The organism is Paenibacillus ferrarius (genome assembly GCF_002027705.1).
Classification (GTDB): domain Bacteria; phylum Bacillota; class Bacilli; order Paenibacillales; family NBRC-103111; genus Paenibacillus_E; species Paenibacillus_E ferrarius.
The window spans coordinates 193,656-206,896 of record NZ_MBTG01000003.1; the positions used below are offsets into that span (position 1 = coordinate 193,656).

Annotated in this window: 14 protein-coding genes; all 14 read left to right on the plus strand. The window is 45.6% G+C overall.

Going from position 1 to position 13,241, the window contains the following annotated elements; genetic code table 11:
• The first annotated feature begins 12 nt into the window (after positions 1-12).
• The 14 genes from BC351_RS05000 to ccsA all read left to right on the plus strand — a co-directional run bounded on the left by BC351_RS05000 (position 13) and on the right by ccsA (position 13,207).
• Positions 13-1,239, plus strand: coding sequence for a bifunctional 3,4-dihydroxy-2-butanone-4-phosphate synthase/GTP cyclohydrolase II (locus BC351_RS05000; RefSeq protein ID WP_079409612.1), 1,227 nt, complete (start codon positions 13-15; stop codon positions 1,237-1,239).
• Between the two features lie 59 nt (positions 1,240-1,298).
• The gene (ribH, locus tag BC351_RS05005; RefSeq protein ID WP_079409613.1) at positions 1,299-1,769 is read left to right on the plus strand and encodes a 6,7-dimethyl-8-ribityllumazine synthase; all 471 of its coding nucleotides are present in this window, start codon (positions 1,299-1,301) and stop codon (positions 1,767-1,769) included.
• Complete coding sequence (locus BC351_RS05010) at positions 1,769-2,410, plus strand: site-2 protease family protein (RefSeq protein ID WP_079409614.1); 642 nt, start codon at positions 1,769-1,771, stop codon at positions 2,408-2,410. Before ribH ends, BC351_RS05010 begins: the two co-directional genes overlap by 1 nt.
• A gap of 15 nt (positions 2,411-2,425) precedes the next feature.
• Positions 2,426-3,217: a segregation and condensation protein A gene (locus tag BC351_RS05015; protein ID WP_079409615.1), complete on the plus strand. Its 792-nt coding sequence runs from the start codon at positions 2,426-2,428 to the stop codon at positions 3,215-3,217.
• On the plus strand, positions 3,201-3,803 hold the full coding sequence (gene scpB / locus BC351_RS05020; RefSeq protein WP_079409616.1) for an SMC-Scp complex subunit ScpB: 603 nt from the start codon (positions 3,201-3,203) through the stop codon (positions 3,801-3,803). The genes BC351_RS05015 and scpB overlap by 17 nt, the downstream gene beginning before the upstream one ends.
• Positions 3,804-3,912: 109 nt before the next feature.
• Positions 3,913-4,614 carry a DUF2953 domain-containing protein gene (locus tag BC351_RS05025; RefSeq protein ID WP_079409617.1) on the plus strand — a complete coding sequence of 234 codons (702 nt, stop codon included), beginning with the start codon at positions 3,913-3,915 and terminating at the stop codon, positions 4,612-4,614.
• 116 nt (positions 4,615-4,730) lie between these two features.
• Positions 4,731-5,231, plus strand: coding sequence for a GerW family sporulation protein (ytfJ, locus tag BC351_RS05030; protein ID WP_079409618.1), 501 nt, complete (start codon positions 4,731-4,733; stop codon positions 5,229-5,231).
• A gap of 1,221 nt (positions 5,232-6,452) precedes the next feature.
• On the plus strand, positions 6,453-7,646 hold the full coding sequence (locus BC351_RS05035) for a D-alanyl-D-alanine carboxypeptidase family protein (protein ID WP_079409619.1): 1,194 nt from the start codon (positions 6,453-6,455) through the stop codon (positions 7,644-7,646).
• Between the two features lie 12 nt (positions 7,647-7,658).
• The gene (locus BC351_RS05040) at positions 7,659-8,258 is read left to right on the plus strand and encodes a nucleoside recognition domain-containing protein (RefSeq protein ID WP_079409620.1); all 600 of its coding nucleotides are present in this window, start codon (positions 7,659-7,661) and stop codon (positions 8,256-8,258) included.
• Positions 8,259-8,264: 6 nt separating this feature from the next.
• A complete protein-coding gene (locus tag BC351_RS05045; RefSeq protein WP_079409621.1) occupies positions 8,265-8,798 on the plus strand; it encodes a spore maturation protein in 534 nt (177 codons plus the stop codon).
• An 80-nt stretch (positions 8,799-8,878) separates the two neighbouring features.
• The gene (locus BC351_RS05050; RefSeq protein WP_079409622.1) at positions 8,879-9,625 is read left to right on the plus strand and encodes a pseudouridine synthase; all 747 of its coding nucleotides are present in this window, start codon (positions 8,879-8,881) and stop codon (positions 9,623-9,625) included.
• A gap of 83 nt (positions 9,626-9,708) precedes the next feature.
• Entirely contained in the window at positions 9,709-10,245 is a 537-nt protein-coding gene (locus tag BC351_RS05055; protein WP_079409623.1) for a redoxin domain-containing protein, read from the plus strand.
• Between the two features lie 38 nt (positions 10,246-10,283).
• Positions 10,284-11,951: a cytochrome c biogenesis protein ResB gene (gene resB / locus BC351_RS05060; RefSeq protein ID WP_079409698.1), complete on the plus strand. Its 1,668-nt coding sequence runs from the start codon at positions 10,284-10,286 to the stop codon at positions 11,949-11,951.
• Positions 11,948-13,207, plus strand: coding sequence for a cytochrome c biogenesis protein CcsA (gene ccsA / locus BC351_RS05065; protein WP_079409624.1), 1,260 nt, complete (start codon positions 11,948-11,950; stop codon positions 13,205-13,207). The genes resB and ccsA overlap by 4 nt, the downstream gene beginning before the upstream one ends.
• Positions 13,208-13,241 lie beyond the last annotated feature (34 nt).

Genomic DNA, 13,241 nt, shown 5'->3' on the forward strand with positions numbered 1-13,241 from the left:
GGAGAGGTGAATATGACACACATCAAATTCAACAAAATTGAGGAAGCTCTGCAGGATCTCATTTCAGGCAAAGTCATTATCGTTGTTGACGATGAGGATCGTGAGAACGAAGGCGACTTTATCGCACTCGCGGATAAAACGACGCCGGAAGTTATCAACTTCATGATTAAAGAAGGACGCGGACTTGTCTGTGCGCCGATTACGGAAGAACGTGCGCTGGAACTGGACCTGCCGCCTATGGTCGCCAAGAATACGGACTATCATGGAACGGCATTTACCGTTTCGGTAGACCATAGTGAGACGAGTACTGGAATTTCGGCACATGAGCGTTCCCGAACGATTATGGGCTTGATTGATCCAACAACAAGACCACAGGATTTCCGCAGACCTGGTCATATTTTCCCGCTGATTGCCAAAAAAGGCGGCGTTCTTCGTCGAGCAGGCCACACCGAAGCCGCTGTTGATCTAGCGATCTTGTGCGACTCTTATCCGGCAGCTGTCATCTGTGAAGTGATCAAAGAAGATGGTACAATGGCGCGTGTGCCTGATCTTATGGAGCTTGCAGCCAAGCACGATTTGCGCATTATTACGATTCAGGATTTGATTCAATATCGCAATCAGCAAGAGAAACTAGTTGAGCGCGAAGTTGAAATTAAGCTGCCGACGGATTTCGGAGTGTTCAAAGCAATTGCCTACACGAATCAGCTGGACAATAAAGAGCATGTTGCTCTTGTCAAAGGGACGATTGATCCTTCCAAACCAACTTTAGTGCGTGTACATTCCGAGTGCTTGACTGGAGATGTGTTCCATTCTCATCGCTGTGATTGCGGCCCTCAACTTGATGCGGCATTAAAACAGATTGATGAAGAGGGCAGTGGTGTATTATTATATATGCGACAGGAAGGTCGCGGTATCGGCTTAATCAACAAATTGAAAGCTTATGCGCTGCAGGAGCAGGGATTGGATACCGTAGAGGCGAATATTAAACTTGGGTTTGCTGCTGATCTTCGGGATTATGGGATTGGTGCGCAAATTCTGAAAGACCTTGGCATTACTCAACTTCGTCTATTGACGAATAATCCGCGCAAAATTAAAGGTCTTGAAGGCTATGGCCTTGAGGTCGTTGAACGTGTTCCGATTCAGATGGATAGCAAAGCGGACAATCTCAGTTATTTGCAAACGAAAAAGAACAAGCTTGGCCACATGCTGAGTTTTCATGATTCGGGCAGCGGCATTTAAGCATACAGGTCCAATTTACGCATACTACAACGTTTTCTAAAGAGAGGGAGACTATACGCATGGCTAACATTTTTGAAGGACATTTAATTTCACAAAACTTAAAATATGGTATCGTCGTAGGTCGTTTCAATGAATTCATTACTTCCAAATTGCTTGGAGGCGCTCAAGATGCTCTGAAGCGTCACGGTGTGAATGAAGAGGAAATTGATATCGCTTGGGTACCTGGTGCGTTCGAACTTCCGTTAATCGCTCAAAAAATGGCGGAGAGCGGCAAATACGACGCTGTTATTACCCTAGGTGCTGTCATTCGGGGGTCAACGCCTCACTTCGATTATGTGTGCAGTGAAGTAGCTAAAGGTGTTGCGGCTATTAACCTGAAAACGGGCGTTCCAACGATTTTCGGTGTGTTGACGACAGATTCCATTGAGCAAGCCGTTGAGCGCGCAGGAACAAAAGCCGGAAATAAAGGCTGGGAAGCCGCAGTAACAGCTATTGAAATGGCGAATTTAACGAAACAATTTACTTCCTAATGCTGTCTTATTATCATTTGGAAACACTGCTTCCCCGACTGCTTGCCTTTCTAGTCGCTATGACGCTGCATGATGCTGCGCACGCGGGAGCAGCTTGGCTGCTCGGAGATCGAACAGCTCGGGAAAGCAAACGATTATCGCTTAACCCCTTGGTCCATTTGGATGCCTTGGGGTTGGCCATGATTGTTTTTGGGCCGTATGGCTGGTCGAAGAAAATGCCGATTGACGAAGCTAATTTCAAGAAAAGACCCAAACTGTCCAACACACTCGTTTTCCTGGCGGGTCCTGTTATCAATTTGCTGCTTGCTTTGCTCTTCTGGTGGCTCTATTTCTTCCTTCCTTCCATTTTAGGAGGAACAGCGGAGTCGATAACCGTGGAACAATGGCGAGTCTATTTGCAATATGGCGTCATCGTTAACATTATGCTTTGTTTCATACATATACTGCCTCTTTATCCGTTGGATGGCTGGTACATCCTCAAAGGATGGGTGCCAAGCCAAAGGAAAGTCTGGTTTGACAGAAACCAGCGTTACGCACTTATTTTAGTTGTTTTTCTAATGATTACACCTATGGGACAATGGCTGCTGGGGCACGTGTATCCGCTCGCCGCGCAGCTGGTTATGCAATTATTTTCAATTTGACAAGGGGGAACAGAAATGAAAGTCACCTATAAGTTAGAAGCTTTTGAAGGCCCCCTTGATCTATTGCTTCATCTTATCGATAAAAATGAACTTGACATTTATAATATTCCTATCAAAGAAATTACAGATCAGTATTTAAGTTATGTGCAAGCCATGCAGGAATTAGAGCTCGAAATCACGAGTGAGTTTCTGGTCATGGCTGCAACACTGCTCTCCATTAAGAGTAAAATGCTGCTGCCTAAACCGCCTGTAATTGAATTTGATGAGTATTTTGATGATATGGAAGATGAGCTTGATCCACGTTCTGAGCTTGTTGCGAAGCTGATTGAGTATCGCAAATATAAGTCAATTGCGGATATGCTTAGGGATAAAGAGGTTGAGCGCAGTTTAGTTTATACGCGTGAGCCCGAGGATTTAACGCCTTTCCTGCCCCATGTTCAGGAGAATCCCGTGGAAGGGCTGGATGTGGCGGATTTGCTCTTCGCTTTTCAGCGGACTTTGAGAAAGCTGGCTAATCGGAATGTTGTTGCAAGAATACGCCGCGATGAGATCTCTGTGAAGGATCGTATTCGTGAGGTCGTTGATTTGCTGAAAATACGAGGCGGCAAATTGCTGTTCTCGAAGCTTTTTGATTATGAAATGACGCGGGAAGAAATTGTTGTTACGTTTCTAGCCATTCTAGAATTAATGAAAATGAAAAAAGTCGTTTGTCATCAACACAAGCTGTTCGAAGACATCGTGATCCAAGCCAAAGAGGAGGGTTCTGACATTGACACTCAATTTTCCACAGATGAAATCGATTATTGAAGGACTGCTCTTTGCCTCAGGTGACGAGGGCTTAGATGCGAAGCAGCTGGCAGAGGTGATGGAGCTGGATTTGTATCTGGTTCGTGACCTGCTCAAAGATATGAGAACGGAGTTTAAACGCAAAGGACGAGGGATCCAAATTGTTGAAGTAGCCGGAGCTTATCAACTGACAACGTTAGCTGAACACGCTCCCTATTTTGAACGACTCGCCTATACACCGTCGCGATCTTCGCTCTCCCAAGCTGCTTTAGAAACGTTATCCATTGTTGCCTACAAGCAGCCAATTACGCGAGTTGAGATCGAAGAGATCCGCGGCGTAAAATGTGATCGCGCACTGGCGACGCTAACTGGGAAAGATTTAATTACCGAGGTGGGACGGGCTGACGCTGTAGGGAGACCGATTTTATATGGCACTTCTAAGGAATTTCTTGAATATTTCGGCCTTAGCTCCATTCAGGAGCTCCCTGATTCGACCGGCTTTCAAGGCAATTTTGATCTGGAAGAAGAAACTCGCCTGTTATTTGACCGGCTAGGCGGAGATCAGAAGCAGCTTACTCTTGAAGATGTGAACGAAGAAGCCGAGTAAGAAGATCATCATCAAATGCATTTCATTCCCATTCTAAGAACATACTAACTCCACTGGCGAGAAGACTTTTTCTTGCATTGGAGTTTTTTTGCTGAGGAGGCATATCACTTTGTTGTGGATCGGACTTGCTGTACTCATTGTCATTATTGCGATTATCGTTGTTCTGATTAGCTTTATTAGAGGAGAGTTCTACTTCTCTCGCGTTCGGGACAACGATACGCTTTCGGTGGAAGTGCGTGCATTGTTTGGGATTGTACGTTATCGCTATGTGATTCCCATTATTCAATTCAAAGGATTTGCTCAGGGAATCATGATTAAATCAGAAGTAGTGAACAAAGCAAGTACTAAGTTGAAAGATGAAACCAAGGATCATATTACCAAAGATAAAGTAATCGCCTACTACAACGAAGTGAAAGTTCTTCTGGAAAATACGCTGCAATTGTATAGCTGGATGAAACAAACGCTTGCTCGAGTGGAATGTACGGAGCTGAAATGGATTACGCGAGTAGGAGTCGGCGATGCGCCAGAAACAGCCATAACAACAGGGGCCATTTGGGGGATTAAATCAACCCTGCTTGGCTTTACCATTCGGTATGTGAAACTGATGACGAAGCCGCGGGTGGATGTCATTCCGCAATATAATCAAAAACAGTTCTCGACTGAATTCCGCCTTGCCGGTCGGATTCGTGTATGGTTTGCCTTATTTGCCGGCGTACGACTGCTAGTTCGCGCGGCAAAAGTTAAAGGCGGTCTTCGTACTTGGATTCAACTAGCGCTGAAGACCAGATCTAGGGTTAAAACGGCATCTTGATGTGTACATAACGATATTCCACTAAGGGCATTCTAAAAAAGAACCAATATTGGTCTTTGATGCTTGCGTTTCCGATGTCAGTTTACTGGCTAAAATCGCTAAGGAGGAATACGATTATGTCCGAACATCCAATTCAAGGCCTCATGAAAGTCGCCATGGAAAACATTAAAGAGATGGTTGACGTGAACACGATTGTCGGTGACCCGGTCGAGACGCCGGACGGCAGTGTCATCATGCCGATATCGAAAGTAGGATTCGGTTTTGCTGCCGGAGGCAGTGAGTTCATGACCGATTCTGAAATCGAAATCGAAGGCGGCTCGATGAACAAAAGCGATGCCCTGAATGCGAAAGTTTCGCTTCCTTTCGGAGGCGGCAGCGGCGGCGGGGTATCCATTACGCCAATTGCTTTCCTCGTTGTAGGGAAAAATGGGGTAAAGGTTGTGCCTCTTGACAACCAAACGCATATTCTCGAGCGTCTAATTGATTCTGCGCCGCAAGTTGTGGACAGAATTCAAAGCATGATTAAAGGCATGAGTTCCAAAGCCCCGGGCGGCGCAGTGGGCGCCAACGGAAGCAACAATGTAACGAACATTGAGAATCAAAATTTCATTGTGTAACAGATCGGCCTTCGTTGCAGCTGTCCTTTGTGGACAGCTTTTTTTGTATTTTTTAAACTGGCCGTTCTGCGTATGATCTTCTTTTATGCGTATGACTATAGCTGTCTGGATCTATTTAGCTGTTACGGGTTCTGATAATTTCTTGATGAGCTTCTGAACTTTCTACTTTCTACTTTCTCTGACTCTAGCTCTAGCTCGAGTTGCTTTCTCTAAACCTGCAATTATGCATCTTTTTTGCTCTTGGAATAGCCGCAACGAGTAAATTCCTGCGTTTGTGCAGGTTTTTGAGGCTTATTGTGGATGAGCGGCTTAAAAAGATAAAAATGCCTGCACAATTGCAGGCATTTCCTCTTTTTAAGCGAATTCGCCCGGAAATTCCTGTATTTTCGCAGGCTTTTACTTTGGGGTGAACTGATCTGAACTGAACTATCTGATCTGAACTGAACTATCTGATCTGAACTGAACTATCTGATCTGGAAGCCCCTTTCATCCCACGTGGAATTATAAAGTGATCAACCCTATCATCCGATGCTTACATGCTAAATTTGGCTTATGGGACAGCCTCATAATTCTGGATAAAGATGAGGTTTGACAGCCGACGTGTGACCGAGCACCGCACGCCGGGAGGCGCACGCAGTGCAAAGATATATTCCTCCCATGGACAAAAGTATGGGTTTACACGCTAAAGGACCGTCAGGATGTTTTTCCTGACGGTTATTCTTACTTACGGTCAGGAGAAGACCGAGAGGTTACACCCCTTTCTAATGTGCGCAAATGAATGGAAAGCAGGGGAACCCCCTCTTTTGCCGACGTGTGACCGAGCACCGCGCGCCGGTTGAGTAGGGATGAAGTGAAGGCTGATTTCATTGGATTAATTCCATTGCAAGCTAGTTTGGAAAGCCTGAAGTATCGGTTTCATTGGAAAAACTCCAATGGATAATCCGACAAGCAGGCATCTTTGAGATTGAATGGAATTTTCATTGGATTATTTCCAGTGAAAGCTTGCATTCACCCCTTGGAAGGCTGGTTTCATTGTACAAATTCCAATGAGAAGATAACTACCTGCATCCGCAACGTATTAGAATGAAATTTCGCCCCATACAACCCGTTCTTTCAACAAAGGAAGACAAGTCTTGGACATATCCCCAATCTGCAAGCATATACTTGTACAAAGTTTTGTGTTGGTGGTGGGTACAAGTTCTTTGGTCTAGGGGGAAAACCATGAAGAAAAAAGTCCGGTTCATCTTATTGTGCAGCACACTGGTTGGTTTGCTGCTCGCTCCACTGGCACAAGTGGAAGCAGCACCGCCTGGCATCCATACGAATGCGGTTGGCGCTTCCTTGATTGATGTGGAGTCGGGGCGTATCCTCTATAGTCAAAAAGGGGACACGCCCATGCGAATTGCTAGTCTAACGAAAATTATGACGGCCATTATTGCCATTGAACAGGGGAATTTGAACGATAAGGTAAAAGTGAGCAAAAATGCCTTTGGCAAGGAAGGCTCGTCGATTTACTTGAAGCTGGGCGAAGAGATGAGGCTCCATGACATGCTTTATGGTTTGATGCTGCGCTCCGGCAATGATGCAGCAACTGCTATTGCTGAGCATATTGGGGGCAGCATAGACGGCTTCGTATACCTTATGAATGAGAAAGCAAAGATGCTGGGCATGGATCATTCGCATTTCACAAACCCTTCTGGCTTGGATGAGGGGGAAGGTCACCGCTCCAGCCCGAACGATATGGCGAAGCTGACGGCTTACGCTTTGAAAAACAGCGTGTTCCAGGATATTGTATCCACGAAGCTGAAGAAAGTGCCGAATCCGAATGAGGCATGGGATTACTCGTGGCTGAACAAAAACAAAATGCTGAGCCTGTTCGAAGGAGCAGACGGTGTCAAAACCGGTTACACGAAGCTGGCCAAGCGTTGTCTTGTCTCTTCGGCTACGAAAGATGGGCATCAACTGGCGGTAGTTACGCTGAACGATCCGGATGATTGGGGCGATCATGCACGTTTGCTGCAATATGGCTTTACGTATTATCCTCTGCAAACCATCGTTAGAAAAGGGGACGCGGTTGAAGGGACAACGGACGTTGTCTCCAGAAATTTTTCTTATCCATTGGCTGAAGGTGAAGCGGCATTGGTGAAGCGCAAAGTGACGCTGGCTGATCCAGCAACGACTTCCTATCGGTTAGGCGAACGAGGTACGCTGCAAATATCATTGAAAGACGCCATTATTGGGACGATACCGCTTTATGAGAAGACAAGTCCACTGCTGCAATCAGCCAGTCAATCTACCTTCTCCTTCCAACAAGGAGAAGCTTACAAGGAAACGCTGCTTTCCCACTATGGCTATGTGTTCAGAGTATTAGTCAGGGAATTGTTTATGATTTCTGAATCGGAGTGGGCAGATTAGGGGGACATAGCCATGGTGAATTGGATCTGGTTATTTTTTATAGTGGTGGGATTTGCAGTAGCCGCATTAAACGGGAATATTGAGGCCGTTACGCAAGCCGCATTTGATGGGGCTAAAAGTGGGGTTACGGTTTGCTTTGGATTGATCAGTGTGCTTGTGTTTTGGATGGGGATGATGAGAATAGCGGAGGATGCCGGCATTCTAAGCAAAATCGCCAGGCTTCTGCAGCCGGCTATCCGCTTCTTATTCCCGAGTGTTCCGAAAAACCATCCGGCAATCGGTTATATTATGTCGAATATGAGCGCCAACATTCTGGGGCTTGGGAATGCTGCTACCCCGATGGGCATTAAAGCTATGCAAGAGCTGCAAAAGCTTAATCCCGACAAAGAAACAGCAAGTACAGCGATGTGTACGCTGCTCGCGCTAAACACGTCTAGCGTAACCTTAATTCCGACGACATTAATTGCTATTCGGATGAATTACAATTCAGTCAATCCAGCGGAAATCGTAGGAACGACGCTGATTGCAACCATCATCTCTACCGCTGCAGCGATTGTTGTAGACCGTTGGTACCGCAGGTCTCGCTCGCCAATTCCTCCGCTGAAAGGATGATGTCAAGTGTATGCCCTTGTTTCTCTCATCTCTGCTTGGGCCATCCCCATTATGATTGTGTTTATTCCTTTATATGCGGCCTACAAAAAAGTGCCTGTTTACGAATCGTTCGTCGACGGCGCCAAAGAAGGCTTTGATACAGCCATCAAAATCATTCCCCATCTCGTAGGCATGATGGTGGCGATCTCCGTGTTTCGAGCTTCGGGGGCGATGGATTTACTGCTCGGCTGGATGCATCCTTTGTTTGATCGCCTGGGCGTTCCAACTGAAGTGCTGCCCTTAGCTATTCTGCGTCCAATAACGGGAGCGGGCTCTTTAGCCTTTACCACGGATCTCATCGAGCAGTTTGGCCCGGATTCAATGATTGGACGCATAGCTTCAACCGTGCAGGGGAGCACAGATACGACTCTCTATGTGATAACGGTTTATTTTGGGGCTATTGGAATTCGTAAAGCCAGCTATGCGTTGAAAGTAGGCTTAATCTCGGATCTTGTTGGCTTTGTTGCCTCCATTGTTATCTGTTATATGGTATTTGTTTAAAAGATGTCGCATAGATTATCCCTCTGCTCTTGAGATTTAGAGGTAAGTCCGTTATCATTAGCTTGAGGTGAAAGCGGATCATGGAAAGACTGCAAAAAGTATTGGCTGAAGCGGGAATAGCTTCCCGACGGAAATGTGAAGAAATTATTACAGCCGGACGAGTTCAAGTGAACGGCGAAGTCGTCACTACGCTTGGCGTGAAAGTGAACACGGACGAAGATGAAATTAAGGTGGATGGGCGTACCATCGGCCAACAGAAGAAAATCTACGTGATCTTGAATAAGCCCAAGGGCGTTATTACAAGTGCAACGGACCCAGAAGGACGCAAGGTTGTAACCGACTATCTGCCTGGGATCAGAGAACGCGTTTATCCGGTCGGACGACTGGATTATGATACGGAAGGCTTACTGATTTTAACAAATGACGGCGAATTTGCGCATTTGCTTACGCATCCGAAGCATCATGTACCTAAAACTTATCAAGCTACAGTCAAAGGCGTTCCGCACGGCACGTTATTAGACAAGCTAAAAATGGGCATACAGTTAGAGGATGGACTTACGGCACCGGCCGAAGTCGAGTACGCGGACGTGAATATGGAGAAGAATGAGTCCATTATTACGATCACGATCTACGAAGGCAGGAATCGACAAGTCAGACGGATGTTCGAGGCGATTTCCTTTCCCGTTATCAAATTAAAACGCATCAAATTTGGTCCAATCTTTTTGACTGGCTTGCCAAGAGCGAAGTATCGCCACTTGACGCCCAAAGAGGTTGAAGAGCTTAGGAACGAGGCTCTCACGACACATAACGTTCAAAAAGGCCAATAAGAATTGGCCTTCTTTTCGTTATAATAAAGGTATTACCCAGTTAGGAACTACTAACATTGTCGAAAAAGCGAAGGTGATAAATTGTGGGTGCAAGGAAGAAATGGGTACAGATTGCGATATTTGCAATTGTGCTTATTATTGGCGTATTTACCATTATTACGAATTTGTCGGCTTCAAGCAGCAAAAAGTACCCGCAAGAAGGGGACAAAGCGACGAATTTCACTTTGGTCGGTTTAGACGGACAAAACCATCAATTATCGGATTATAAGGGCAAGCCGGTTTTGATCAATTTCTGGGGCACTTTCTGTCCGCCCTGCAAGGAAGAAATGCCTGCGCTGCAAAAGCAGTATGATAAGTGGAGCAAGCAAGGCGTTGTTTTTCTAGAAGTTAATGTCGACAAGAATAAAGTTACCGTCCAAGGCTTCATGGAGCAATACAAATTGAATCTGCCTGTTCTTTTGGATGCCAAAGAAGTCGTACGCAAACAGTACGGTGTCATGGATTACCCGACGACTTTCTTTATTGGAGCTGACGGCAAAATTGTTGTCAAAAAAATAGGCCAAATGACCGAATCGTTCATAGATGAAACGTTAGGTAAGCTTGTTGCCGATAAGTCTTAAACCGATTAAACGCTTGAAGTTTTCAGGAGGTCAACATGCTGTTCTACAACACCAAATGCGATTGTGGGCATCAAAATCCCACAGGTACTACACTCTGTGAATCATGTGGAAATCCGCTGATTGATATAGATGGCAGAGATATACTGGAAATGCGCTATGACGGAATGGCTCGACGTTCGCAGAAATCCAATCCTTCGATTTTGGATAAAGTCTGGAATTTCTTTTCCTCGGTTAAAATAGCGGTATGGATTATTTTCTTTACTGTCATAGCTTCTGCTGTCGGAACCATTTTTCCCCAAGAGAATACGTTCCTTGATATGGATCCTGCGCAGTATTACTCAGAAAACTATGGGACTTTGGGAACTATTTATCATGTGCTTGGTTTTTCCCATACGTTCAATTCCTGGTGGTTCATCACTTTGTTGTTCATGATTGGGACATCGCTGGTGATCTGCAGCTTGGACCGAGTACTGCCGTTGTACCGCGCCTTATCCAAACAGCAAATCCGCAAACATTTGAATTTCCTTACTCGCCAAAAAGTTACGCTTACAGCTGATCTTCCTGCGGGCACGGATGAAGCAGCTTGGACAAGCAAGCTGGGCACCATTTTGCGCAAAAAAAGCTATCGCATACATAAAGACAAAGACGGCAAGGCGCTTCTCGCCGAGAAGTATCGTTTTAGCCGCTGGGGTCCCTATATTAACCATATAGGTCTCATTATTTTCCTGATTGGTGTCCTGATGAGAAGTATTCCAGGTTGGCATATGGATCAGTATATGGGCATTCTGGAAGGCGAAACAAAGCAAATCCCGCATACGTCTTATTTTATCAAAAATGAGAAATTCACTTTAGAGCTTTACGATGAGAAGGACCTGCCGGAAAGTATCAAGGAAAAGGGGCAAGTGGTTCCCAAAACCTATGAAACGCAAGCTGTCTTGTATCACTGCTCGGCTAATTGCGAAGATTCGGATAAAGAGCCGGTTCTGGAAGAAGTACATAAAAGCAGCATTCTGGTGAACCATCCTCTTGATTACAAAGGATTGCAAGCGTATCAATTTGACTACAAATCGACACCTCTGCTCATTTCTGTCAGACCTACGCTAAGCAACCCGGCGACTGGTGAATCATACGGAAGTTTTGACTTGCCAATGAACAATCCGAAGGATTCATATCAAGCAGGACCTTATAAGCTGACGTTAAAAGGGTATTTCCCTGAATTTGGACTGGAGAAAGGTCAGCCGATCAGTTTGTCCAACGAACCGAAAGCGCCTGCATTTATATTCAGCATCACAGGCCCAGGGCTTGCTGCCAACGGTGAACCTTATATGTATTTCCCACGGCAAATAGATAAAGAATCATTCTCTCAAGACACCATTAACGGCGCTATCAGTCAAAAGTTAAAGCTTGCTGTAGGCAGCATGGAAGGCGTGCAGTTCGCAAACTATACGACTTACTTGAACATTCGCGTGGACAAAGCGATGCCGTATATTTGGGTAGGATCTGCGATATTCATGATCGGGGTCATTATGGGCTTTTATTGGCAGCATCGCCGGATCTGGATTCGGATTGACAATGGCAAGCTGACCTTGGGCGGGCATACGAACAAGAATTGGTTTGGCCTTCGCAATGAAGTCGCAGCCGCGTTGAAGAAGAACGATTTGGAAGTTTCACCAAAATCATTAGACACCGGAGGGAATCAAGGGTGAATGTAAATTCAGTCAGCAGCACCTTTTTACTTATTGCTTTTTTCGTATACCTGGCCGCATTTTTACTCTTTGTCCTTTCTATTACCGGAAGGAAATGGAGTAATCGCGATCCAGAACAACATACCAAAAAGTGGGGATTTGTCGCTTTTCTAGCCTCAGTTGCCGGATTTGCTTGTCATGTCACTTTCTTTTTCACACGATGGGTTGAAGGAAGTCATATCCCTACTTCCAATATGTACGAATTCATGACCTTTTTGGGCATGATGATCATGTTTGCCTTCTTGATTGTCTACCTGATTTACCGGACTCCGGTACTTGGTGTTTTCGCATTGCCGATTGGTTTTATCATTATCGCTTATGCTTCCGTATTTCCAAGTGAAGTACAACCGTTAATTCCGGCCTTGCAAAGCTACTGGCTTAAAATTCACGTAACAACGGCAGCGACAGGAGAGGCATTCTTTGGCGTAGGCTTTGCCGGCGGATTAATGTATCTGCTGCGTGCTGTTGACTATTCAGGGAAAACCAAAGTCGATAAACGCGAACAAAGAGGCGTGGAGCTTACGCTCTTTTTCATTCTGATGCTGGTTGCTTTCATTGCCTCCATCTTCACATTCAACGGCTCTGGCTATAAGGCTGTTTTCTCGAAGCAAGTGGTTGTTACGGACACGCAAGGGAAACAACAAACGAATACTCAGAACGAAACTTATGTATTACCGCCAATCGTGAAACCTTATGGCATGGATGTTGTTGAGATGAAGCCATTCTTAGGAATGAAAGAGCCATTATTCGCAGCTCCGTCCTGGATGGAAGGGGCAAGCGCTGGACGGAAGCTCAACACGGTGATTTGGTCTGTGCTTGGAGGCCTGATCTTGTATGGCTTAGCGCGACTAGTTACGCGCAAACCGTTAGGCGCAGCCATTGGTCCTGTTGTCAAGGGAATGGATGCCGAGGACTTGGATGAAATCAGTTATCGCGCCATTGCCATCGGATATCCGATTTTCACATTAGGCGCCTTAATTTTCGCGATGATTTGGGCGCAAGAGGCTTGGGGCCGCTTCTGGGGCTGGGATCCCAAAGAAGTCTGGGCTTTGATTACTTGGCTCTTCTATGCGGTATTTCTTCATCTGCGTCTTTCCAAAGGTTGGCAAGGTAAGAAATCAGCATGGTTAACGGTCATTGGCTTTATTGTGGTTATGTTTACGTTAGTAGGGGTAAACCTTGTCATTGCAGGTCTGCACTCCTATGCAGGTGTATAAATCAGTTGAACTAAATTAGATAAGGATGTGAAGC

Coding starts and splice junctions, on each gene's coding strand:
- BC351_RS05035 (WP_079409619.1), top strand. CDS start 6,453: ATGAAGAAAAAAGTCCGGTTCATCTTATTGTGCAGCACACTGGTTGGT.
- BC351_RS05015 (WP_079409615.1), top strand. CDS start 2,426: ATGAAAGTCACCTATAAGTTAGAAGCTTTTGAAGGCCCCCTTGATCTA.
- ytfJ (WP_079409618.1), top strand. CDS start 4,731: ATGTCCGAACATCCAATTCAAGGCCTCATGAAAGTCGCCATGGAAAAC.
- BC351_RS05010 (WP_079409614.1), top strand. CDS start 1,769: ATGCTGTCTTATTATCATTTGGAAACACTGCTTCCCCGACTGCTTGCC.
- scpB (WP_079409616.1), top strand. CDS start 3,201: ATGAAATCGATTATTGAAGGACTGCTCTTTGCCTCAGGTGACGAGGGC.
- BC351_RS05040 (WP_079409620.1), top strand. CDS start 7,659: ATGGTGAATTGGATCTGGTTATTTTTTATAGTGGTGGGATTTGCAGTA.
- ribH (WP_079409613.1), top strand. CDS start 1,299: ATGGCTAACATTTTTGAAGGACATTTAATTTCACAAAACTTAAAATAT.
- BC351_RS05050 (WP_079409622.1), top strand. CDS start 8,879: ATGGAAAGACTGCAAAAAGTATTGGCTGAAGCGGGAATAGCTTCCCGA.
- BC351_RS05000 (WP_079409612.1), top strand. CDS start 13: ATGACACACATCAAATTCAACAAAATTGAGGAAGCTCTGCAGGATCTC.